General features: G+C 65.2%; 19 protein-coding genes and 1 pseudogene. 9 read left to right on the top strand and 11 right to left on the bottom strand.

Annotated elements, in window-relative coordinates; genetic code table 11:
- Window positions 1-155: pseudogene (locus C7441_RS21955) on the top strand (IS630 family transposase); the annotation flags it as partial.
- Here the strand turns inward: C7441_RS21955 and C7441_RS24195 are convergent.
- The 7 genes from C7441_RS24195 to C7441_RS21925 all read right to left on the bottom strand — a co-directional run bounded on the left by C7441_RS24195 (window position 145) and on the right by C7441_RS21925 (window position 6,459).
- Entirely contained in the window at window positions 145-294 is a 150-nt protein-coding gene (locus C7441_RS24195) for an anti-sigma factor family protein (RefSeq protein ID WP_170125227.1), read from the bottom strand. The pseudogene C7441_RS21955 and the gene C7441_RS24195 sit on opposite strands and share 11 nt — an antisense overlap.
- Window positions 291-824, bottom strand: a complete 534-nt coding sequence (locus C7441_RS21950) for an RNA polymerase sigma factor (protein ID WP_109614695.1) — start codon at window positions 822-824, stop codon at window positions 291-293. The genes C7441_RS24195 and C7441_RS21950 overlap by 4 nt, the downstream gene beginning before the upstream one ends.
- 123 nt (window positions 825-947) lie before the next feature.
- Complete coding sequence (sorB, locus tag C7441_RS21945; RefSeq protein WP_019170804.1) at window positions 948-1,262, bottom strand: SorB family sulfite dehydrogenase c-type cytochrome subunit; 315 nt, start codon at window positions 1,260-1,262, stop codon at window positions 948-950.
- Window positions 1,263-1,273: 11 nt separating this feature from the next.
- On the bottom strand, window positions 1,274-2,491 hold the full coding sequence (sorA, locus tag C7441_RS21940) for a SorA family sulfite dehydrogenase catalytic subunit (RefSeq protein WP_109614694.1): 1,218 nt from the start codon (window positions 2,489-2,491) through the stop codon (window positions 1,274-1,276).
- Window positions 2,492-2,616: 125 nt separating this feature from the next.
- Entirely contained in the window at window positions 2,617-3,711 is a 1,095-nt protein-coding gene (locus tag C7441_RS21935; protein WP_109614693.1) for an ABC transporter ATP-binding protein, read from the bottom strand.
- The gene (locus tag C7441_RS21930; protein ID WP_109614692.1) at window positions 3,708-5,297 is read right to left on the bottom strand and encodes an ABC transporter permease; all 1,590 of its coding nucleotides are present in this window, start codon (window positions 5,295-5,297) and stop codon (window positions 3,708-3,710) included. Before C7441_RS21930 ends, C7441_RS21935 begins: the two co-directional genes overlap by 4 nt.
- Before the next feature lie 154 nt (window positions 5,298-5,451).
- Window positions 5,452-6,459 carry an iron ABC transporter substrate-binding protein gene (locus tag C7441_RS21925; protein ID WP_109614691.1) on the bottom strand — a complete coding sequence of 336 codons (1,008 nt, stop codon included), beginning with the start codon at window positions 6,457-6,459 and terminating at the stop codon, window positions 5,452-5,454.
- Window positions 6,460-6,727: 268 nt separating this feature from the next.
- Here C7441_RS21925 and C7441_RS21920 point away from each other — a divergent pair, with 268 nt between their 5' ends.
- The 8 genes from C7441_RS21920 to holA all read left to right on the top strand — a co-directional run bounded on the left by C7441_RS21920 (window position 6,728) and on the right by holA (window position 15,673).
- Complete coding sequence (locus C7441_RS21920) at window positions 6,728-7,306, top strand: undecaprenyl-diphosphatase (RefSeq protein ID WP_109614690.1); 579 nt, start codon at window positions 6,728-6,730, stop codon at window positions 7,304-7,306.
- Between the two features lie 120 nt (window positions 7,307-7,426).
- Window positions 7,427-8,887, top strand: coding sequence for a cardiolipin synthase (cls, locus tag C7441_RS21915; protein WP_109614689.1), 1,461 nt, complete (start codon window positions 7,427-7,429; stop codon window positions 8,885-8,887).
- 216 nt (window positions 8,888-9,103) lie between these two features.
- Complete coding sequence (locus tag C7441_RS21910; protein ID WP_109614699.1) at window positions 9,104-10,714, top strand: ABC transporter substrate-binding protein; 1,611 nt, start codon at window positions 9,104-9,106, stop codon at window positions 10,712-10,714.
- A gap of 467 nt (window positions 10,715-11,181) precedes the next feature.
- Complete coding sequence (locus tag C7441_RS21905; RefSeq protein ID WP_109614688.1) at window positions 11,182-12,168, top strand: ABC transporter permease; 987 nt, start codon at window positions 11,182-11,184, stop codon at window positions 12,166-12,168.
- Window positions 12,165-12,995, top strand: coding sequence for an ABC transporter permease (locus C7441_RS21900; protein ID WP_109614687.1), 831 nt, complete (start codon window positions 12,165-12,167; stop codon window positions 12,993-12,995). The genes C7441_RS21905 and C7441_RS21900 overlap by 4 nt, the downstream gene beginning before the upstream one ends.
- Window positions 12,992-13,786 carry an ABC transporter ATP-binding protein gene (locus tag C7441_RS21895; RefSeq protein ID WP_109614686.1) on the top strand — a complete coding sequence of 265 codons (795 nt, stop codon included), beginning with the start codon at window positions 12,992-12,994 and terminating at the stop codon, window positions 13,784-13,786. The genes C7441_RS21900 and C7441_RS21895 overlap by 4 nt, the downstream gene beginning before the upstream one ends.
- Window positions 13,783-14,562 carry an ATP-binding cassette domain-containing protein gene (locus tag C7441_RS21890; RefSeq protein ID WP_109614685.1) on the top strand — a complete coding sequence of 260 codons (780 nt, stop codon included), beginning with the start codon at window positions 13,783-13,785 and terminating at the stop codon, window positions 14,560-14,562. Before C7441_RS21895 ends, C7441_RS21890 begins: the two co-directional genes overlap by 4 nt.
- Window positions 14,563-14,623: 61 nt before the next feature.
- On the top strand, window positions 14,624-15,673 hold the full coding sequence (gene holA, locus C7441_RS21885) for a DNA polymerase III subunit delta (RefSeq protein WP_109614684.1): 1,050 nt from the start codon (window positions 14,624-14,626) through the stop codon (window positions 15,671-15,673).
- A gap of 121 nt (window positions 15,674-15,794) precedes the next feature.
- Here holA and C7441_RS21880 read toward each other — a convergent pair whose 3' ends face one another.
- From C7441_RS21880 to C7441_RS21865, 4 genes are all read right to left on the bottom strand, one after another.
- Entirely contained in the window at window positions 15,795-16,601 is an 807-nt protein-coding gene (locus tag C7441_RS21880; protein WP_109614683.1) for an exodeoxyribonuclease III, read from the bottom strand.
- 106 nt (window positions 16,602-16,707) lie between these two features.
- The gene (locus C7441_RS21875; RefSeq protein WP_109614698.1) at window positions 16,708-17,388 is read right to left on the bottom strand and encodes an outer membrane lipoprotein carrier protein LolA; all 681 of its coding nucleotides are present in this window, start codon (window positions 17,386-17,388) and stop codon (window positions 16,708-16,710) included.
- A 128-nt stretch (window positions 17,389-17,516) separates the two neighbouring features.
- Window positions 17,517-20,114, bottom strand: coding sequence for an FtsK/SpoIIIE family DNA translocase (locus C7441_RS21870; protein WP_109614682.1), 2,598 nt, complete (start codon window positions 20,112-20,114; stop codon window positions 17,517-17,519).
- A gap of 192 nt (window positions 20,115-20,306) precedes the next feature.
- Window positions 20,307-21,401 (bottom strand): porin, encoded by a 1,095-nt coding sequence (locus C7441_RS21865; RefSeq protein ID WP_109614681.1) that lies wholly within the window; start codon window positions 21,399-21,401, stop codon window positions 20,307-20,309.
- Window positions 21,402-21,579 lie beyond the last annotated feature (178 nt).

The following is a 21,579-nucleotide window of genomic DNA, read 5'->3' as shown; positions in this document are numbered from 1 at the left end:
AGGCCTTCGCTAAAATCAAGCATTGGATGCGAATGGCCCAGAAGCGAACTATCGAGGACACCTGGCGCCAGGTCGGACACCTCGTAACAACCATCGAAGCTGACGAATGCCAAAACTATCTCGCAAACGCAGGATACGCTTCCGTCAAAACGTGAAGGACTCTAGCGTTTCCACCTTGCGCGCAAGGCCGGCATCGGAAGCGATACGCGCTTCCAGCAGATCACGCGCATCCGCCGACAATTCGCCGTCGACATAGGCATTCAGCAGTTCGAGGTCGCGGTCGGTATCTGTCATACTTTTCTTGGGGCTCTGGAAAAGGGAACGACCGTCGGCTCGTCATCGGCAAGCAGCCGCGCCAGCGCCTCGCGCGCCCGGCTGATCCGGCTCATGACGGTGCCGCGCGGCACGCTCAGCAGGTCGGCTGCCTCCTGGTAGCTGAACCCGGAAATATCGACCAGCGCCAGCACCTCCCGATGGTCGTGCGAAAGCCGCTCGAACGCCTGCCTGACGGCGAAGGTGTTGACCATCGTGGTTTCGAGCGACACCGGCATGTCCGGCCTCGCATCGCCAAGCGTTTCCGTGGCCAGCGAGTGCCGCCGGTCGGCGCGGACCTGGTCGATCCACAGATTGCGCATGATCGTGAACAGCCATGCGCGAAAGGCAGGATCATCGGCAGGCGATTTACGCGCGCCCGCGGCCCGTTCCACGCAATCGTGCAGAAGATCGCGCGCCCGCTCGCGGTCGCCGGTGATGGCGACCGCGTAGCCGTAGAGCCGCTGCTGGTGGCGCGCAAGGCGTTCGGCAAAGCGCGTGCGCGTCAGCATTCGTCACGATCCCGGTGCATCGCCTGAGCATGCGTCATCGCTGCGGCCGCGACAACGCGGCGCAACCCGCCTGCGTCAGCATGACCACGTATGAGAGAGCGATGCGAGGCATTCCGCACCGACTCAATATGTGGAAGCCAGATAGTCGGCGATGCCCTGGATGTCCGCCTCCTCGATCGGCGCGCCATAGACATTCTTCATTTTCTTGACCTCGGCCTCCCAGAAGCCGTGTCCCATTGCGGGCGGCTGGGTTTCGATATAGTCGGCCGAATGGCAGGCGACGCAGTTGATCTCGGCCATCTCGACACCCGGCCCCTGGCGGAACTCGGCCGTCTCGTCCGGCAGTTCGTAGGACAGGCTTTCGGCCGCGGCATAGCCGGCGCCCAGCAGGGCGGTTGCACCGGCGACGAACAATGCCTTTGCGGAAATACGCTTCATGATCCCTCTCCTCAGGCCGCGACGACTTTGGTGGTCTCGACCACGTTGCGCATATAACCCGACGGGTTCCACGGCTGCTTTTCCGGCTGGGTCTTGCCGTCATTGCCGGTGGCGCGCACCTTCAGCACATGTTCGCCCTTGGGCAGCTTGACCGTGCTGGTCCATTCGCGGAACGAATATTTGCCGAGGTCCTCGCCAAGATCGGTCGGCATCCAGCTCTTGCCGTCGTCGATCGAGACGGCCACTTCCTTGATGCCCGACCCGCCATCGAAGGCGATGCCGCGCAGCTTCAGCGGGGCGTCCGCAGCAACCTTGTCTCCGTCCAGAACGCTGGTGATGAAGGAGCGGACGGAGAACTTGTTGATCGGCACCGTCTTTTCGGCCGGCTTGCCCGGCTCGGTGCAGGCGCAGTCATTGTCGGGAATGCGATAGGCCGTCTTCATCCAGAAATTGTCGAGCGGCTTGTCGAGCACCGTGATCTCGGTGAGATGCTTGATCCAATAGGTGCCATACCAGCCCGGCACCACAAGGCGCACGGGGAAGCCGTTCAGCCAGGGCAGGTCCTCGCCGTTCATCGCATAGGCGATCATCACCTCGCCATCGCCTGCGTGGTCGATATCCAGCGCCTTGACGAAATCCGGCGTCTCGGGCAGCGCCGGGCCATCCATGCCGTTGAACGAAACCTGCACCGCCCCGGCTTTCACGCCGGCCTTGTCGAGCAGGGCCTTCAGCGGCACGCCCTTCCAGCGGGCATTGCCCATCGCGCCGTTGGCGAGCTGGCCGCCGCCCATGCGCGGTTCGAAAAAGCCACGGCTGTTGCCCGAGCACTGGTGCACGGCCACGAGCTCCACCGGATCATGCAGCGCCTTCAGCTCGTCCAGCGACAGCGACAGCGGCGTGTCGACCAGCCCCTTGACCTCGACGCGGTAGGCTTCGGGGTCGATCTCCAGCGGTATGTCGGCCAGATGATAGCGCACGAAGAAGGCGTCGTTGGGGGTGATGATGCCTTCGTTGAAGACGCTGAAGGGCGTTTCGAGCTGCGGCGGGCGCGCGGTCTGGCCGATCAGCGGGCGTTTGCCGGGATAACGCACCAGCGGGCGCTCGCCATTGGCGAAGGGCAGGGTGACGGTCTCGGCGGCGCGTGCCGCCAATCCCGGAAAAGCAAGCCCGCCGGCCGCCCCGAGCGCTGCCGAGCCTGCGGTTTTGAGCATCTGACGTCTGCTGATCATTCGTCCTCTCCGACATCCATAAATCAATCGTGACAGAAGAAACGAATGACCCGATGGATTTATTCCATCGGTGCCGGAATTATTTTTTTCGCGAGGGATTTCTCTGCGGTCAAAAGGTGCTCGGGCTAACCCGCCGCAAGCACATGCGCGGTGCCGATCGTGCGGATGCGCACGATCTCACCCACGGCGGGCGCCTCGATGCCGGATTTGCGCAGCACCAGCGGCGTATTTGCGATTGCCGCCGCTTCGGGGGAATCGGGGCTGTTGATGAGCCTCACCGCCACGGTGGACGTGGCGCCGGCGAATTCCGATTCCACCACCTCGCCGTAAAGCGCGCCGGCCTGCGGATCGGCCGCTTCGGTTGCGGGGCGGATTTCCAGCATCACCTGCTCGGGCCGCAGCATGACGCGGGCGAGGGCGGGCCTTTCGCCGCTGCCGTCCAGCGGCAGGCGGCCGAGCGTGGTCTCGGCAAAGCCATCGACGATCATTGCCGGGAGCACCAACGCCTCACCGAGGAATTCGGCCACCATCCGGTCCCTGGGCTTCAGATACAGTTCGCGCGGGGTTCCGACCTGCGAGAACGATCCCTCCCGCATGACGGCCACCTGATCGGCGAAGGACAGCGCCTCGGCCTGATCGTGGGTGACGAGGACGGTGGCGATGCCCGCCGTCTCGAGCAGTTCGGCAACGGCCTTGCGCATGGAGGCGCGCAGGCCCGTGTCGAGCGCCGAGAAGGGTTCGTCGAGCAGCATCAGGCGCGGCCTCATGGCCAGCGCTCGCGCCAGCGCCACCCGCTGCTGCTGGCCCCCGGAAAGCTGGTGCGGCCGCCGCTTCAACAGGGCGCTGTCCAGTCCCACCGTGTAGGCAAGCTCGGTGATGCGCTCATTGCGTCCGGCGGCATGACGCCCGAGGCCGAAGCCGATATTCTCGGCAATGCTGAGATGGGGAAACAGCGCGCCATCCTGCGCCACCAGGCCGATGCCGCGCAGATGCGCCGGCACCGCGCCGGCACCGTTCGCCAGCGGCTTGTCGTCCAGCATGATGCTGCCGCTGTCGGGCGTCTCGAAGCCGGCGATCAGCCGCAGCAGCGTGGTCTTGCCGCAGCCCGAGGGGCCGACGATCGCCGTGCGACTGCCCGAGGCAACTGAAAGGTCCACGCCGGCCAGCGCCGTGACGGGACCATATGTCTTTTTCAATCCGTGAAGTTCCAGCAGGCTCATCGTCCAGCCATTTTCTTGGACTGCACATAGAGCAGCCAGGTGAGCGGCAGCGACATCGCCACCATGATCGCCGCATAGGGTGCGGCGGCGGCGTAGTCGATCTCGCCGCTGTAGTTCCAGAATGCCATGGCCAGCGTGCGCGTGCCGTTGGGGGCAAGCATCTGCGTGGCCGTCAGCTCGTTCATGATGCCGAGCGCCGAAAGCGCCATGCCGGCGGCCGCGCCCGGCGCCGAAAGGCGAATCGTGGTCGCCCACAGCGCCCGCAGCGGCGGACGGCCGAGATTGCCGGCGGCGCGCTCCAGTTCGACCGGAGCCTGCGCGATCGACGCCCGCAGGCTGATCAGCGCGCGCGGCAGGAACATCAGGCCATAGGCCACGACGATGGTGAAAAGCGTCTGGTAGAGTGGCGGCACGACCCTGATCGCGACCGTCACCAGCGCCAGCGCCACCACCACGCCCGGCAAGGAGCCGGCGACATAGTTCGTGCCTTCCAGTATGCGCTGCAGCCATCCCGGCGCGCGGATCGAGATCCAGGCCATGGGAATTGCGGCCACCGTCGCCACCAGGCCGCCGAGCAGCGCCAGCACCAGCGTCTGGCCGAGCGCCAGCCCGATCTCGTCGAGGCGCCAGACATCGGCGCCGCCCGCTATCAGCCAGCGGCCGACGGTGAGGATCGGAACGCCCAGCGACACGAGCGCGACGACGAGCGGCAGGACGAGGCATGGCAGGGTCATGCGGCCGAGCCTGATGCGCGGCTGCTGCCGCGCCGCGCCGGAGCCCACGCGCGCATAACGCTCCTGGCCGCGTATGAGCATTTCCATCGTGAGCAGCACCAGACAGCAGCTCACCAGCACCCCGGCCAGCATGTTGGCGGCCGCTCCGTTGAAGGTGGATTGGAACTGGTCGATGATCGCGGTGGTGAAGGTGTCGAAGCGGATGAAGCCGTAAAGCCCGTATTCGGCAAGCAGATGCAGCGCCACCAGAAGACCGCCTCCACACAGTGCAAGCCGCAATTGCGGCAGCACCACGCGCAGGAACACCCTGGCCGGGCTGAGGCCAAGCGAGGAGGCCGCATCCTCCAGCGCCGGATCGAGGCGGCGCAGCGCCGCCGAGATCGGCAGATAGAGGAACGGGAAATAGGCGATGACGGAAATGAAAACGCCCGCGAACAGGCCGTGCATGCCGGGGATCAGCGTCACCCAGGCATAGGAATGCACGAAGGCCGGAACCGCCAGCGGCGCCACCGCGAGCCACGACCATATCCGCACGCCCGGCAGGTCGCTGCGCTCGGTGAGCCACGCCAGGGCCGTTGCCAGCACGGCCGTCAGCGGCACCGTCAGCAGCATCAGGAATATGGTATTGGTCAGCAATTCGCCGACACGCGGCCGGAACACGAGTTCCACCACGGTCGGCCAGCCGGCCTGGAAGGCCGAAAAGATCACGAAGCCGAGCGGCAGCAGGGCAAACAGCGAGACCACAACCGCCGCGACCGCCATCCACGACACCGGGCGCCGGCGCGCGCGCCGACCCGTCAGGAGCGTGGCCCCGAGGTCGCTGCGGGCATAGCTGCCGGTCGAGTATCCCATCGGCTCAGATGCGGTGGCTGCCGACAAAAAGCGCCGGACCGACGAAGATTGGGTCGGAAAAGCGGCTCATGAGTGTCGGCCTTTCAAAATGAGATGCCCGCGGAAAGCTTCCGCGGGCGCTGCGATTGCGATCTTTCTTTAGAACGAATGCCGGTTAAAGCAAACCGGCAGCCGTCATCAGATCGGTCACCTTCTTCGAATCCAGCTGCGAAGGGTTCACGGCAGGCGCATCGAGATCGGCCAGCGGCACGAGCTTCGGATTGGATTCTGCACCCACGCCCACGGCATATTCATAGGACGTGCCGTTCTTCAGGATGTCCTGGCCGCCCTTGCCGGCGATCCATTTCAGGAAGGCCTGGGCTTCCTTGGGATGCTTGCTCGAAGCCAGCACGCCGCCGCCGGAAATCGAGACGAAAGCGCCCGGATCCTGCTGCTTGAAGTAGTGCAGTTCGACATTATTGCTGTTTTCGCCGGTCTTGGCCTGATCGCCGAAATAGTAATAGTGGTAGATCACGCCGCCATCGATCTCGCCGGCATTGACCGCCTTCATGACCGTGCCGTTGCCGCGATAGGCGGTGAAGTTATCCTTCATGCCCTTGAGCCAGGCCGCAGTGGTCTCTTCGCCCTTGAGCTGCAGCAGCGCGCCGACGATGGCCTGGAAGTCCGCACCGGAAGGCGATGCGCCCCAGCGGCCCTTCCATTCCGGCTTCTCAAGGTCGAGCATCGACTTGGGGAGCTGGTCGGCGGAAAGCTTTTCCTTGTTGTAGACGAACACCGTGCTGCGCGCGGCGATGCCCGTCCACTTGCCGCTTTCCGGCCGGAAGGTCTCCGGCACCAGCGCCAGTGTCTCGGCATCGACCGGCGCAAACAGGCCGGCCTGTTCAACCAGCGCCATGGCCGGCGAATTTTCGGTCAGGAACACGTCGGCGGGCGACGAAGCGCCCTCGGCGACGATCTGGTTGCCGAATTCGCTGTCCTTGCCGTTGCGCAGCGTAATTTTGATGCCGGTTTCCTTGGTGAAACCTTCGGCCCATTCCTTGGCAAGGCTTTCATGCTGGGCATTGTAGACAACGATGCCATCGGACGCTTCCTGCGCTGCGGCGGCGTGGACGCCGAACAGGGCAACGGCTGCGCCGGTCAGCATGGAAAGAAGGGGCTTCATGTCGAACTCCTCAACTGGGCCTGCTCTTGCAGGGCTGCGAATACATGATTTCTATAATCAAGTTTAACGCCCTTGCCTACCGGGTCCGGGATGAAAATTTTTTCGGGGATTTCCATCCCGGCAAGCGTTTCGTTTCCATCGCGCCACAATTCCGCTATCGCCCGCTTCTAGCCGAAACGATCGCTGAGGGATTAATGAGTCGGTTAACGGCTTGTTGACCCTGCGGTGACGATCATTGAAGCGGATTTCGGGGGTTGAGGACGGCAAGATGTTCACATTCGACAGCAACCTGTTCCTGCTCCTGAACGCCGGGGCCACTCCCAATGCCATCGTTTCCTGGCTGGCGATCTCCGCCACCAAGGTGCTGTTGCTGCTGATCCCGCTCTATCTCGTCGTTCTCTGGCTGCTTGGCGGCCGCCGGCGGCGGCTGACGGCAATCGCGCTGTTGCTCGCGCTGGTGATCGCCATTGTCCTCAGCTATCTGGTCGGCCTGGTCATGTTCAGGCCGCGCCCGTTCATGGTCGGCCTGGGCCATGCGCTGGTCGAACACCGGCCGAACGCCTCCTTCCCGAGCAATCACGGCCTTGCCTTCGCCACCTGCGCGGCGGTTCTGTTCATGCTCCGGCGCAAGACGGTCGCCTGGGTCGCTACAGGGTTGGGCCTCGTCATGGCGTGGTCGCGCATCTATATCGGTGTCCATTATCCGCTCGACATGGTCGGCTCCATCATCGTCGGCCTGGCCGCAGCCATGGCCTCGCTCTGGGTCATGGACCGACATGGGCAGGTGCTGCTGGCGCTGGCCGAAGAGACGCAGCAGCGGCTGCTGGCGCCGTTCGCCAGATCCTAGCGGCAGGCTTGCCCCGGCGATTGCGGCCGCATATGTCGTGCCGGCCGCACGACATGGTTGAATCTTTTATCCGAAGGTGATCGAACCGTTTCCAGCCATGCCCGAAGGTAGTCCTCCCGCATGATCGGAACCGCGTATATCGGCTCAATACTGGTGGCCCTGCACATCATCCTGCAGATCACCTTCATCATTCGCGCCCTGCTGCGGCCCTATCGCGAGCCGGCCTCGCGGCTTGCCTGGATCGTGGTCATCGCGGTCGCCCCGGTGGTGGGCATCTTGGCCTATGTGCTGTTCGGCGACGCCAATATCGGCCGCCGCCGCATTGCCCGCATGCGCGCGGCGCTGAAGCGTCTGCCGTCGCTGTCCGAAATCAGCGGTGGCCAGAACGGGCGCCACAGGCGCTACCGCGCGATCCCCAAGCGCTATACGCCGCTTTTCCGGGTGGGACAGTCGATCAGCAGCTATCCCCCGGTGGGTGGCAACAGCGCGCGGCTGCTGGAGGATTCGGATGCGTCGATCACTGCCATGGTGGACGACATCGACGCGGCGACCGACCATGTGCATCTGCTGTTCTACATCTGGCTCGCCGACAATAACGGCTTGAAGATGGTGGAGGCGCTGAAGCGCGCCGCCGCACGCGGCGTGACCTGCCGCGCGATGGTGGACGACCTCGGCTCGCGCGCGCTGATCCGCTCCGTCCACTGGAAGGATATGGCCGCCGCGGGCGTGCGGCTGGCCCGCGCCCTTCCCATCGGCAACCCGTTGTCGCGCCCCTTCAAGGGCCGCATCGACATGCGCAACCACCGCAAGATCGTGGTGATCGACAACCGCGTCACCTATTGCGGCAGTCAGAATTGCGCCGATGCCGCCTTTGCCGTGAAGGCCAGGTTCGCGCCCTGGGTGGACATCATGATGCGCTTCGAGGGGCCTGTCGTGCGCCAGAACCAGCACCTGTTCGCCAGCGACTGGATGGGGCATGTCAACGAGGACCTGAGCGACCTGCTGCGCCAGCCGATCGCGGAGAGCGAACCGGGCTTTGCCGCGCAGGTCGTCGGCACCGGCGCGACGGTGCGTTATTCGGCCATGCCGGAAATGTTCGTGGCCATGATGAACGCGGCGCGGCGCGAACTGGTCATCACCACGCCCTATTACGTGCCCGACGAGCCGATACAGGCCGCACTGTGCGCCAGCGCGCATCGCGGCGTGGCCACCACCATCATCTTCCCGCGCCGCAACGATTCCTGGATCGTGGCGGGTGCCAGCCGCAGCTACTATCGGGAGCTTCTGGAAGCGGGCGTGCGCATCCATGAATATGTCGGCGGCCTGCTGCACACCAAGTCCATGACCGTGGACGGCGAGGTCACGCTGATCGGCTCGGCCAATATGGACAGGCGCAGCTTCGAGCTGAACTCGGAAAACAACATCCTGTTCTGCGATCCGGAACTGACGGCCGACATGCGCGCGCGCCAGCAAAGTTATATCGAGGCTTCCGTGCCGGTCGAACTGGCCGAGGTGGCGCAATGGCGCTGGCCGCGCCGGTTGTGGAACAACACCATCGCCATGCTCGGGCCACTGCTGTAACGGCAAGCCGGTGGTGCAAACCTGCTCCGGAACGAAGCCGGTTGAAACGGAAATTCTCCCACGCCGATGGATCGGGGCAATTCCGTCGCTGGCTTAATGCCCGGCCATATCGATAATGCCGATATTCGATTAATCTCGCTGACACATTCGGTCATCAGCATTTCAAAATGCCGGCTCCCGGAGGGGGAACGGGCATCTAACGCAATGGAGCATGTGATGTCAGATTTCAGGATTTCCCGGCGCGGCGTTCTGGCCGGCTCGGCCTGTTTGCTCGCCTCCACCGCGCTGCCGGGCACGCTGTGGGCGCAGACGCCGGTGAAGGGCGGGCGGCTGGTCGTGGCGTCGGACTCCGAGCCGCGCAATCTCAACCCGGCCATCGTCGCCTCCAACGGCGTGTTCTTCGTCGCCAGCAAGGTCATCGAGCCGCTGGCGGAAGCCTCCTATGACGGCAAGGATGGGCTGGAGCCGCGCCTTGCGCTCAGTTGGGAAGGCTCGGATGACGGCCTCACAGTCACCTTCAAGCTGCGCGACAACGTGACCTGGCACGACGGCAAGCCGTTCACCTCGGCTGACGTCGCCTTCTCGGCGCTGCAGGTGTGGAAACCGCTGCAGAATCTCGGCCGCGTCGTGTTCAAGGACCTCGAGGCGGTCGATACGCCCGACGACCACACCGCCGTGTTCCGCTTCTCCAGGCCGACGCCGTTCCAGCTCATCCGCAATGCGCTGCCGGCGCTCACCAGCGTGGTCGCCAGACACATCTATGAAGGCAGCGACATTGCCGAAAATCCGGCCAACACCGCGCTTATCGGGACCGGGCCGTTCAAGTTCGCCGAGCACAAGGCCGGCGAATATTACCGGCTGGAGCGCAACGACACATATTGGGGCGAGGGCGAGCCCAATCTCGACGAAATCGTCTATCGCGTGCTGCCCGACCGCGCGGCGGCAGCGGGGGCGCTGGAGGCGGAGGAAATCCACCTTGCCGCCTTCTCGGCCGTGCCGCTGGCCGACCTTGCCCGCATTTCCAAGGTGCCGGGCATCGAGGTGGTGACGAAGGGTTATGAGGGCCTCACCTATCAGCTCGTGGTCGAGATCAACCACCGCCGCAAGGAGCTGGCCGACCTGAAGGTGCGTCAGGCCATCGCCCACGCCATCGACAAGGATTTCGTCGTCAAGACGGTCTTCCTCGGCTATGCCACGCCCGCGACCGGACCTGTGCCGCAGAACGACAAGCAGTTCCACACCAAGGACGTGCCGGCCTACGCCTTCGACCCGGCCAGGGCCAATGCGCTGCTCGACGAGGCTGGCTACACGCGCGGCGCCGATGGCATACGCTTCAAGCTGAAGCTGCTGCCCGCGCCATACTTCAACGAGACGAAGCAGTTCGGCGACTATCTGCGGCAGGCGTTGGCCGCCATCGGCATCGACGCGCAGCTCGTCAACAACGACGCAGCCGCGCACCAGAAGGCGGTCTATACCGACCATGATTTCGACCTCGCGGTCGCGCCGCCGGTGTTCCGCGGCGATCCGGCCATCTCCACCACCATCCTGGTGCAGAGCGGCATTCCCGACGGCGTGCCCTTCTCCAATCAGGGCGGCTACAAGAATGCCGAAATCGACGCGCTGATCGAAAAGGCCTCCGAGACCATCGATGCGGACGCCCGTACCGAGCTCTATCGCGAGTTCCAGAAAAAGGTGGTGGAAGACCTGCCGCTTATCAACGTGGCCGAATGGAGCTTTATCACGGTTGCCCGCGACACGGTGAAGAACGTCTCCAACAATCCGCGCTGGGCGGTGTCGAACTGGGCCGACACCTGGGTGGAGAGCTGAGCGACGCAACGTCTTGCAACGCATTGCCGTGGGTGCTGAAGTCGCGTCGTGAACAGCTTGCATCGCCTTTGCTTGTCCGGGCGGCCGACCAGGCCGCCATTGCCTGCGCTTTTGCGGGGGCGGCGGCTATTTGGGGCACGGGTTAGCACCCCCATTCCGCCTCGCTCCGCTCGGCACCTCTCCCCCTCAAAAGGGGAGAGGAAGGGTGCCAAGCGCGTGGACTGTCTTTCCTCTCCCCAGTCGATCGGGGGAGAGGTGGTTTGCGAAGCAAACCGGAGTGGGGGTCGAAGTCCATATGCGGCAGCCCTGCCACAAAGGGGGGAGGAACTCTGCCGCACCACCGCCCAGTTCCGGTCGCCGCCGAATGGGGTGGCGTTTACGGTGAAGCAATTCCCCTCCCCCTTGTGGGGAGGGGCTGGGGGTGGGGGTACAAGGACGCCTGCAACCCAGGCGGAGTCCATCCGCCCATGACCCGCGCGCTTCGCCTCCTGCGCCGGCGGCTGGTCGGCGCCATTCCGGTGCTGCTGATCGTGATCATCGGAACCTTCCTGCTGCTCGAAGCCGCGCCCGGCGACGCGGTGGACGCCTATGTCGGCATGACCGGCGGCGATGCCGGGCTGATCGCGGAGCTGCGCCAGACCTGGGGCCTCGACCAGCCGGCGCTGATGCGACTGGCGGCCTATCTCTGGTCCCTTGCGCATCTCGATCTCGGCTATTCGGTCAGCTTCTCGCGACCGATCCGTGACGTGATTCTGGAGCGGCTGCCCAACACGCTGCTCTTGATGGGCAGCGCCACCGCGCTCTCCTTCGGCATCGGCTCCCTGCTCGGCATTGCTGCCGGCGCACGACCGGGCAGCTTTCGCGACCGCTTCCTGTCCATCAGCTCGCTGGCGCTTTATGCCGTGCCGGGTTTCTGGCTCGGGCTGGTGCTGACGGTGCTGTTTTCGGTGCAACTGCGATGGTTCCCCTCAAGCGGCATCGAAACCATCGCCTCGGGCAAGACCGGGTTTTCGCGCGCGCTCGACATTGCCCGGCACCTCGTGTTGCCAGTGACGGCACTCGGCATCATCTATCTGGCGCTCTATCTGCGCGTCATGCGCGCCGGCATGGCCGAGGTCTGGCGCATGGATTTTGTTCTTGCCGCCCGCGCCAAGGGCATTTCCCGCCGACGCATCGTCTGGCGGCATGTGGCGCGCAACGCGCTTTTGCCGCTCGTCACCATGCTCGGCCTGCAATCGGCGGCCATGCTGGGCGGCAGCGTGGTCATCGAAAGCGTGTTTTCCATTCCCGGCCTCGGCCGGCTGGCGCAGGAGGCGGTCGGCTCGCGCGACACGCCGCTGCTGCTCGGCATCATCCTGGTCAGCGCCGTGCTGGTCATCCTCATCAATCTCGTGGTGGATATGCTTTATGCCGTGCTCGACCCGCGCGTCGGCGCGAGCGAGGAGCGCGCATGAGTTTTGGGCACCACTTCCTGCGCACGCCCGAGGCAGTGGCCGGCGCGCTGATCCTCGCCGCACTCGTGGCCATGGCGCTGACGGCACCGCTGCTGTTTCCGCGCGATCCGCTGTCGATTGCAGGACCCGCACTGCTACCGCCTTTCCAGGACTGGTCGCTACCGCTCGGCACGGACAGGCTCGGCCGCGACGTGCTGGCCGAACTCTTTCATGGCGCGCGCACCTCGATTGCCGTCGGGCTTGCGGCGGCGGCAACCTCCATCGCCATCGGCGCAATCGTCGGTACGCTGGCCGGCTTTGCCGGCGGCCTGACCGACGAGGTGCTGATGCGCATTACCGACGCCTTCCAGACCGTGCCGGGCTTTCTGTTGGCGCTGGCCTTCGTCAGCGTCGTCGGGCCGTCGCTGGCCGTGGTGGTGATCGCGATCGCGCTCGGCGCCTGGACCGGCCCGGCGCGGGTGGCGCGGGCCGAAGTTCTGTCGATCCGCGAACGCGACTATGTCGCCAGCGCCCGTGTGATCGGCATGCACCCGCTGGAAATCGCTTTCCGCGAGGTGCTGCCCAATGCGCTGCCGCCGGTGCTGGCACTGTCGTCCATCATCGTGGCGGCCGCCATCCTCGTCGAAGCAGCCCTTTCCTTCCTCGGCCTCGGCGACCCCAACCGCGTGACCTGGGGCGGCATGATCGCCGAGGGCCGCGCCGTGCTGCGCTCCGCGCCTTTCCTGTCGATCATCCCCGGCATCGCGCTGGTTCTCACCGTGCTCGGCGTCTATCTCGCAGGCGAGGGTGTTGTCGAAGCCTCCGCCGCAAGGAAGCGCCAGTCATGAGCGTTCGTCTTGCGGTGGAAAAGCTCGGCGTCGGCTATCGCGGCGACGGTCGCGAGACCGAGGTGCTGAAGGACGTCTCTTTCGAACTCGGCGCCGGCGAGCGGCTCGCCATCATCGGCGAAAGCGGCTCGGGCAAGAGCACGCTGGCGCTGGCAATTGCCGGCCTGCTGCCGGCGACGGCCCGCGTGGACGGCAGCATCCGCTGGCCCGAACTCGGGAGGCTTCCGGCCAATGGCCGCGACCTCGGTTTTGTCTTCCAGGACCCATCCTCCAGCTTCAACCCGGTGCTGACCATCGGCGAGCAGATCGCCGAGGTGGCGCGCGCGCATCTGGGGCTTGGCTGGCGGCAGGCTTATGCCCGTGCCGAAATGCTGCTGGGCCGCGTGCGCCTGCCCGACCCGTCGTCCATGCTGAAAGCATTCCCGCACCAGCTTTCCGGCGGCCAGCGCCAGCGCGTGGCGATTGCCGAGGCTATCGCGGCGCGACCGGGCCTGCTGATCGCCGATGAGGCGACCAGCGCGCTCGACACCATCGTGCAGGCAGAGATCGTGCGGCTGATCGAGGAACTGACGGCCGAAGACGGCATGTCGCTTCTGTTCATCAGCCACGATATTGCGCTGGCCAGCCAGATTGCCGACCACATTGCGGTGTTCCGCAACGGCCGGCTGGTCGAGATCGGCAAGGCGGGGCAGATCGTCGGGGCACCACGCGAAGCCTACACCAAAAGCCTGCTTGCCGCGCATATGGGGCTCGACACGCCGTCGCTGCTCGCGCCCGAAGGTGCTGCATGAGCGCGCCGCTTCTCACAGCCACGAACCTGAGCAAGCGCTTTGACAGTCGCGGCCGCACTGTCGCCGCATTGGACGATGTCAGCTTCGAGGTTGCGCCGGGCGAGACGCTGGCGCTGGTCGGCCCCTCGGGCAGCGGCAAGACCACCGCCGCCCGCGCCCTAGTGCGACTGACCGAGCTCGACGGCGGTGACATCCGCTTCGAGGGCGAGGATCTGCTGGCGCTCAGGGGAGCGCGGCTGCGTGCCGTCCGCGCCCGGTTGCAGATGGTGTTCCAGGACCCGCGCGCGGCCTTCAACCCGCGTGCGACCGTTGCGCGGGTGCTGGACGACCCGCTGCGCATCCATGGCATCGTGCCACGCAGGGAGCGGCCGGAGGCGATTGCGCAGCTTCTCCAGCGTGTCGGCCTGTCGCCCGATCTTGAGGCGCGCGCGCTCCACGAAATTTCCGGCGGCCAGCGCCAGCGTGTGGCGATTGCCCGCGCCATCGCCACGCGCCCGCGTTTGATCGTGCTTGACGAGGCTGTGTCGGCGCTCGACGTGTCCGTGCGCGGGCAGATTCTGCAATTGTTGCTCGACCTGCAGCGCGCGCAAAACATCGCTTATCTGTTCATCTCGCATGATCTCGGCGTGGTGCGGGCCGTCGCCCATCGCATCGCCATCATGGATCACGGCCGGATCGTGGAGACAGGCAGGGCCGCCGAGGTGATCGCCAACCCGCAGTCCGACACGGGACAGGCGCTGGTGGCGGCTGCGCCAAAGCTCAGGCACAGCACCTGACAAGGCACGCTCCCGAAGCTTTGCGTTTTGCCCGCGCGCGCGGCCGTGCTAACCGAAGCTCATGGCACAGAAGAAAGCGCATGAAGTCGACAATTGGCTGGCGCGGCCCGATTCCAGGGCCGTCATCATCCTGATCTACGGCCCGGATCGCGGGCTGGTGGCCGAACGCGCGCGCGCCTTTGCCGCAAAGACCGGGCTGCCGCTCGACGATCCGTTCACGGTCGTCCGTCTCGAAGGCTCGGAGGTGGAGAAGGAAAGCGGCCGCCTGCTCGACGAGGCGCACACCGTGCCGATGTTTTCTACGCGCCGCCTGCTGTGGGTGCGCAATGCCGCCGGCCAGAAAGGGCTGGCCGACGATGTGAAGCTGCTTGCGAAGGAAGCGCCACGCGACGCCATCGTGTTGATCGAGGCCGGCGACCTGAAGAAGGGCGCCGCCCTGCGCACGGTGGTCGAGGGCTGCGACTGGGGTATGGCGCTGCCCTGCTATGCCGACGAGGCGCGCGGCATCGATCAGGTGATCGACGAGGAGATGCAGAAGGCCGGCATGTCGCTGACGCTGGAAGCGCGGCAGGCGCTGCGCAAAAACCTCGGTGGCGACCGGCTGGCTTCGCGCGGCGAGATCCAGAAGCTCACGCTCTACGCCATGGGCAAGAGCCAGATAGATCTGGAGGACGTGAAGGCGATGATCGGCGACGTGTCCGGCATCTCCTTCGACGATGCCATCGACGCCGTGCTGGAAGGCCGGATCGAGGCCTTCGACACAGTCTTCACCCGCCACACCCAGACCGGCGCGCAGCCCTTCCTGATGCTGGCGGCCGCGATGCGGCAGTTTCAGGCCATCCAGCTCATGCGCGGCGCGATGGACAATAGCGGCGCCCGCAACGCCGGCGCCATCGTCGCCGCCGCCCGGCCGCCGGTCTTCTTCTCCCGCCGCAAGATCGTGGAAGGCGCGGTGGAGCGCTGGAGCGGACCTGCCCTCATTCGTGCGCTGGCGCGTTTGCAGGATGCGGTGCTCCAGACCCGCCGCCGCCCCGATCTCGCCGCGGCAATCGCGCGGCAGGCGCTGCTCGGCATTGCGGTGGAAAGCGCGCGCCAGCGCCAGCGACGCTGAGCCTTGATCCCGAACCGAAGGTCCGCGGCAGCGAAAGGTTGCAGACTTTCCGGACATGCTCCCAAAAAGATAGACCGAGGCGACAAATCCGGGAACGCCGTCTCGCTCCGGGAACAAAAACTCAGCCGAGGTCGAAGCGCGCCACCACCGGCACATGGTCCGATGGCCGGTCCCAGCCGCGCGCCTCGCGCAGGATCTCGTAGCCGCTGAAGCTCGGCACCAGATTTTGCGACGACCAGATATGGTCGAGCCGGCGGCCACGGTCGGAAGTCTCCCAGTCCTTGGCGCGGTAACTCCACCAGGTGTAGATTTTCTGCTCATGGGGCACGTTGAGCCGCATCAGATCGACCCAGTCGCCGGCCTTGCGCATCGCCTCGAAGTTTTCCGTTTCGACCGGCGTGTGGCTGACCACCTTCAAAAGCTGCTTGTGCGACCAGACATCATGCTCCAGCGGCGCGATGTTGAGGTCGCCGACGAGGATGGATGCCGATCCCTCGTCATGGTCCGCGCGCACGGCGTTCATCTCGGCCACGAAATCGAGCTTGTGGCGGAATTTCGGATTGATTTCCGGATCGGGCTCGTCGCCGCCTGCGGGCACGTAGAAATTGTGCAGCAGGATCTGCTTGCCGCCGGCCTCGAACCGCACGGACAGGTGACGGCTGTCCTCGATCTCGCAGAAGCGCCGCTTCTCGACCATCTCGATCGGCCGGCGGGCGACGGTGGCGACGCCGTGATAGCCCTTCTGGCCATGGATCGCGATGTGTTCGTAGCCGAGCTTGCGGAAGGCCTTGGCCGGAAACAGATCGTCCGGGCACTTGGTCTCCTGCAGGCACAGAACATCCGGCGCCTTTTCCAGCAGGAACTTCTCGACCAGCGGCATGCGCAGCCGCACGGAGTTGATGTTCCAGGTGACGATTGAAAAAGACATGAGGGGATTTTCCGGTGCTGACGAATTTGCGCCGGAAATTGGCAGGCACGGCCGACAATTACAAGTGCGCGGGCAAAACCCGCACCAACGGGCTCAGGTCCTGATCCTAGCCGCCACGCTTGCGCTTGTTGACTTCGATATTGCGGCGATAGTCGATCTTGAACAGGCTGGCGTCCAGCTGCACGCCTTCGCGCACGTTGAACACCATGACGGTGGTGTCCTTGCCCTGCGCGTCGGTGATGGTCCACTGACGCAGCTCATAGGTCTTCGGGTCGAACATCATGGTGATGCGCGAATTGCCGAACACCGACTTGTCGGCAAGCTGGATGGTGGTCAGGTCGTCATCCTGCTTGACGCTCCGGACCTTGTCGCCGGAGAGATCGATATGGGTGTCGAGCAAAAGCTTCAGCGGCGTCTTCGACAGCGGATAGAGATCGACCGTGTTCATCTTGCGGTTGTCGAGCACCACCGACTGGCCGTCCGAAACCACCTGGAAGCGGGACGAGCCGTCATAGTCGAAGCGGATCTTGCCCGGCCGCTCGATGTAGAACTTGCCGCCGGTCTGCTCGCCGCGCGGGCCGAACTGCACGAACTCGCCGGCCATGGTGCGCACGCTGGCGAAGTGGTCGGCGATCTTCTGGGCTTCCGCCATGCCGGCGGATTGCGCGTGTGCCTCGAAGCCGGGCATCGCCGGCAGCGTTGCCAGACCGAAAGCCGCGAGGCCAAGGCCAAGCAGGCCCACGCGTGCCTTCTGCTTCCAGGTCGGGGTCAAAGCATTTCTGGTCATGCCGGTCTTCACCTTGGGGTTTTCATGCGTTCGCCAGAGCGGATACTGCCCTAGTTGGGCTGAAGTTTGGCCTTGGCAAGAGGCGGGCCGATCAAAGTCGCGTCAGCGCCTCCGGAGCTGGGCGGGCTTCAGAACTGCTCCTCTTCCGTCGGCACGAGGATTTCGCGTTTTCCGGCATGGTTGGCCGGGCCGACCACGCCTTCCTGCTCCATGCGCTCGATGATCGAGGCGGCGCGGTTGTAGCCGATGCCGAGGCGGCGCTGGATATAGCTGGTCGAGGCCTTGCCGTCGCGCAGCACCACGGCCACGGCCTGATCGTAGGGGTCGTCCGAATCTTCCAGATTGCCGCCGCCGCCCTTCGAGGACGATTCGCCCTCGTCTTCGTCATCGTCCTCGGTGATGGCGTCGAGATATTCCGGCACGCCCTGCAGTTTGAGGTGGCCGACGACTTTCTCGACCTCGTCGTCGGAGACGAAGGGGCCGTGCACGCGCTGGATGCGGCCGCCGCCAGCCATGTAGAGCATGTCACCCATGCCCAGAAGCTGCTCGGCGCCCTGCTCGCCCAGAATGGTGCGGCTGTCGATCTTCGACGTCACCTGGAAGGAGATGCGGGTCGGGAAATTCGCCTTGATGGTGCCGGTGATGACGTCCACCGACGGGCGCTGGGTGGCCATGATGACATGGATGCCGGCGGCGCGCGCCATCTGTGCCAGGCGCTGCACCGCGCCTTCGATGTCCTTGCCGGCGACCATCATGAGGTCGGCCATCTCGTCGATGATGACGACGATGTAGGGCAGCGGCTCGAGATCCAGCTCCTCGGTTTCGTAGATCGCCTCGCCGGTCTGGCGGTCGAAGCCGGTCTGCACGGTGCGGCTGATCTGCTCGCCCTTCTTTTTCGCCTGCGCGACGCGGGCGTTGAAGCCGTCGATATTGCGCACGCCCACCTTGGACATCTTGCGGTAGCGGTCCTCCATCTCCCGCACGGTCCATTTCAGCGCGACCACGGCCTTCTTCGGATCGGTGACGACGGGCGTCAGCAGGTGCGGGATGCCGTCATAGACGGACAGTTCCAGCATCTTGGGGTCGATCATGATCAGGCGGCACTCCTCCGGGGTCATGCGATAGAGCAGCGACAGGATCATGGTGTTGATGGCCACCGACTTGCCCGAGCCGGTGGTGCCGGCCACCAGCACGTGCGGCATCTTGGCGATGTCCACGATCACGGCTTCGCCATTGATGGTCTTGCCGAGCGCCAGCGCCAGCTTGGCCTTGGTGGTCTCGAAATCGCGACTGGCGAGGATTTCGCGCAGATAGACGGTTTCGCGCTTGGCGTTGGGCAGTTCGATGCCGATGGCATTGCGTCCCGGCACGACGGCCACGCGCGCGGCGATCGCGCTCATCGAGCGGGCGATGTCGTCGGCAAGGCCGATGACGCGGCTCGACTTGATGCCCGGCGCGGGTTCCAGTTCATAAAGCGTGACGACAGGGCCGGGCCGGACATGGATGATCTCGCCCTTGACGCCGAAGTCTTCCAGAACGCCTTCCAGCAGACGCGCATTCTGCTCAAGCGCGTCCTTCGACAGGCTGGGGTCGCGCGCGACGTTTTTCGGCTCCGACAGGAAATGCAGCGACGGCATCTCGAAGCTGCCCGAAGCGATCAGCGAGGTTTGCGCCTCGCGCTCTACGCGCCCGCCCGGGGCAGGGCGCGGCGCGGGATTTGCCACGCGCGCGCCGGTGGCGAGCGGTGCGTCGGGATTGGCGGGGGTGCGGAAATTCTGCACCCGCGTGGGCTGACGACGAGGCGTTTCGGGGATGATGCCGTCGGGGACGAAATCGAGTTCGTCGTCTTCATCCTCCCGGGCATGGAATTCCGGATCGACGCGCGTGCGCCCATGCGCGGTGACGCGCGCCTCGGCACGCTCGGCGACCTCCACCCGCTCGGCGGCGCGGCGCCACGCGCTGGGTTCGGTCGGCATGTCCGCATAGTCGTCATGCCGGTGCCGCTGGCCGAAGCGGCGATGCAGGAAAGCGCGGAAGGACAGCCACCAATGGACCAGCACGCCAAGGATGGCGTTGCCGTCGCTTTCGTCGTCCTCGTCGAGCATGGCGGCAAAGTCCTGCTCGCGCGCGTCGACCGCATCGTGTTCGGCGGCACTGCCGCGCGAAAGAAGCCCGGCGCCGAAGGCGGCGAGCCAAAGCGCGGGACCGGCAAGCACCACCACGATCACGCTGGCGACGACACCCTTCGGATAGCCGCCGGTGAACATGCCGGGCAGCTTCAGCACCATGTCGCCGAACACACCGCCGAGGCCGGTCGGCAGCGGCCAGGTGGGCGGGGGCGTGGCGCAACCGGCCATGCCGGCAGCCAGCAGCGAGGCGCCGAACCAGGCCAGCGCGCGACGTGGCATGCGGTCCACGCCGCGCGCGGTGGCAAAGAAGAAACCCCAGATCACCGCAGGCACCAGCGCCGCCACGGACGACAGGCCGTAGAACTGCATGGCGAGATCGGAAAACACCGCGCCCGGATAGCCCATCGCATTGGTGACGGGGTTGTCGGTGGCGTGGCTGAAGCTCGGATCGGCCACGTTCCACGTGCCGAGGCTGGCCAGCGCAAAGGCCACGAAGCCGAACAGGCCGAAACCGGCCAGCCGTGCTGCCTGCCGCCTGGCGAAATCCTTCAGGCCATGTCCCGTATCGGTCAGCGCGAGATGTGTGGCTGAACGCATTCTGCTTCCCCGTCCGCAATTGAAGGGCCTGGGGCGAGCGCACCCAGAGCCGGAGTCGGCGTCAGAATAGCTGCGGGAAAGTTAAGGTCGCATTAACCATGGATGGAGGCCGGGCAACTGCTCGCCGCAGGCCCTTGAAACAAAAAACCCGGCGGTTGCCCGCCGGGTTTCTCAAATCGACTTTTAAGCCGATTAGAACGAACGCTGGAAGCGGAGGAAGCCGCCGAAACCGTCGTCGATCTTGACCTTGTTCTCGGTGTGCCAGGAGTTCCAGGCAACTTCCGGGGTGATCGTCAGGCCCGGAACGAGCTGGTAGGCGACGTTGGCGACCACGGCGACGTCCTTGTTCTCGGCATAGGAAACCTGAGCGTTGAACGAAGCCTTCTCGTTGAAGCGGTAGGTACCGCCGCCCCAGACAGCCCAGTTGCCGCCCCAACCCTTGTAGAAGTTGCGGGTGACATTGTCGTCGGTGCCGTAGCCGCCCATCACGAACAGCGACAGCTGCTCGTTGACGTTGACGTCGAGGCGAACCTTACCGGCCCACTCTTCGTAGTTCGAGTCGTAGCCGACGACGCCCGAGACACCGCCCCAGCCCTGCGTGAAGGCAGCGCCGGCAACCACGTGCGGAACATAGGAGTCGATCGCGTTGTCGTAGGCGCCTTCTTCCACGGCGACCGCCGCCGAGAAGCCGTTGCTGCCGACATAGGTGTAGGCGATCTGGTGCGTGCCGTAGTCGGCGCCAGCGCCGCCAGCGTACGAAATCAGGTCGTCCTGGATGACGTTGCCGGTGTAGCCGGTCATCGTGGCGAACAGCGAATCGGTCTTACCGACGCGGAAGCCGCCGAGTTCGATGTAGGCATGGTTGATGCCGACATTGGTGCCCGTGGAGGTCAGGTTGTCGGCGGTGACGCCGGCGTTCCAGTCGAAGTTGATGTGCATGTAGGCGCGCAGGGTGCCGAGTTCGGTTTCCGAACGGGCATCGAGCTGCAGGGCGGCGCGGGCGCGCTTGTAGTAGGTGTCGTTCAGGCCGTCACCCATCTTGTCGGCAACGTCGATCAGGCCGCCGTAGCCGCCCTTGCCGACGCCGATGTCGTAGCGCAGGTAGCCGCCGACGCGCAGGCAGGTCTCGGTGCCCGGGATGTAGTAGTAGCCGGCGCCGTAGACGTCGCAAACGCGGACGTATTCCATCGGCTCGGGCTCGGCGACGACAACCGCGTCAGCGGCGCGGGCGCCGGAAACTGCGACGAGAGCCGCAGCGGAGCCGAGAAGAAGGCTCTTGATGTTCATTTTGTATTCCAATCAAAAACACATTTTAAACTTGGCCAGGGGTGTGCGCTGGAGGACCCACATAACCCTGACCGGTTTCGATGAGGGGCGCGTGGGAGGCGCGCTTCCTCGTGGCTGAGGTCGCCCGCAGCGTCTCCGCACTCAACCCTGAAATGCGATTTTTCTCGCCACATTGAGG

This window comes from Pseudaminobacter salicylatoxidans, assembly GCF_003148475.1.
Taxonomy (GTDB): domain Bacteria; phylum Pseudomonadota; class Alphaproteobacteria; order Rhizobiales; family Rhizobiaceae; genus Pseudaminobacter; species Pseudaminobacter salicylatoxidans.
Note: the sequence above shows the minus strand (reverse complement) of the source record. Positions and strands in the feature narration are given on the sequence as shown.

Excerpts from the sequence above, each read along its gene's own strand:
- C7441_RS21905 (WP_109614688.1), top strand. The coding sequence starts at position 11,182 with ATGACCCGCGCGCTTCGCCTCCTGCGCCGGCGGCTGGTCGGCGCCATT.
- C7441_RS21925 (WP_109614691.1), bottom strand. The coding sequence starts at position 6,459 with ATGAAGCCCCTTCTTTCCATGCTGACCGGCGCAGCCGTTGCCCTGTTC.
- cls (WP_109614689.1), top strand. The coding sequence starts at position 7,427 with ATGATCGGAACCGCGTATATCGGCTCAATACTGGTGGCCCTGCACATC.
- C7441_RS21920 (WP_109614690.1), top strand. The coding sequence starts at position 6,728 with ATGTTCACATTCGACAGCAACCTGTTCCTGCTCCTGAACGCCGGGGCC.
- C7441_RS21880 (WP_109614683.1), bottom strand. The coding sequence starts at position 16,601 with ATGTCTTTTTCAATCGTCACCTGGAACATCAACTCCGTGCGGCTGCGC.
- C7441_RS21875 (WP_109614698.1), bottom strand. The coding sequence starts at position 17,388 with ATGACCAGAAATGCTTTGACCCCGACCTGGAAGCAGAAGGCACGCGTG.
- C7441_RS21890 (WP_109614685.1), top strand. The coding sequence starts at position 13,783 with ATGAGCGCGCCGCTTCTCACAGCCACGAACCTGAGCAAGCGCTTTGAC.
- C7441_RS21865 (WP_109614681.1), bottom strand. The coding sequence starts at position 21,401 with ATGAACATCAAGAGCCTTCTTCTCGGCTCCGCTGCGGCTCTCGTCGCA.
- holA (WP_109614684.1), top strand. The coding sequence starts at position 14,624 with ATGGCACAGAAGAAAGCGCATGAAGTCGACAATTGGCTGGCGCGGCCC.
- C7441_RS21950 (WP_109614695.1), bottom strand. The coding sequence starts at position 824 with ATGCTGACGCGCACGCGCTTTGCCGAACGCCTTGCGCGCCACCAGCAG.
- C7441_RS24195 (WP_170125227.1), bottom strand. The coding sequence starts at position 294 with ATGACAGATACCGACCGCGACCTCGAACTGCTGAATGCCTATGTCGAC.
- C7441_RS21930 (WP_109614692.1), bottom strand. The coding sequence starts at position 5,297 with ATGGGATACTCGACCGGCAGCTATGCCCGCAGCGACCTCGGGGCCACG.
- C7441_RS21870 (WP_109614682.1), bottom strand. The coding sequence starts at position 20,114 with ATGCGTTCAGCCACACATCTCGCGCTGACCGATACGGGACATGGCCTG.
- sorA (WP_109614694.1), bottom strand. The coding sequence starts at position 2,491 with ATGATCAGCAGACGTCAGATGCTCAAAACCGCAGGCTCGGCAGCGCTC.
- C7441_RS21895 (WP_109614686.1), top strand. The coding sequence starts at position 12,992 with ATGAGCGTTCGTCTTGCGGTGGAAAAGCTCGGCGTCGGCTATCGCGGC.
- C7441_RS21910 (WP_109614699.1), top strand. The coding sequence starts at position 9,104 with ATGTCAGATTTCAGGATTTCCCGGCGCGGCGTTCTGGCCGGCTCGGCC.
- C7441_RS21900 (WP_109614687.1), top strand. The coding sequence starts at position 12,165 with ATGAGTTTTGGGCACCACTTCCTGCGCACGCCCGAGGCAGTGGCCGGC.
- sorB (WP_019170804.1), bottom strand. The coding sequence starts at position 1,262 with ATGAAGCGTATTTCCGCAAAGGCATTGTTCGTCGCCGGTGCAACCGCC.
- C7441_RS21935 (WP_109614693.1), bottom strand. The coding sequence starts at position 3,711 with ATGAGCCTGCTGGAACTTCACGGATTGAAAAAGACATATGGTCCCGTC.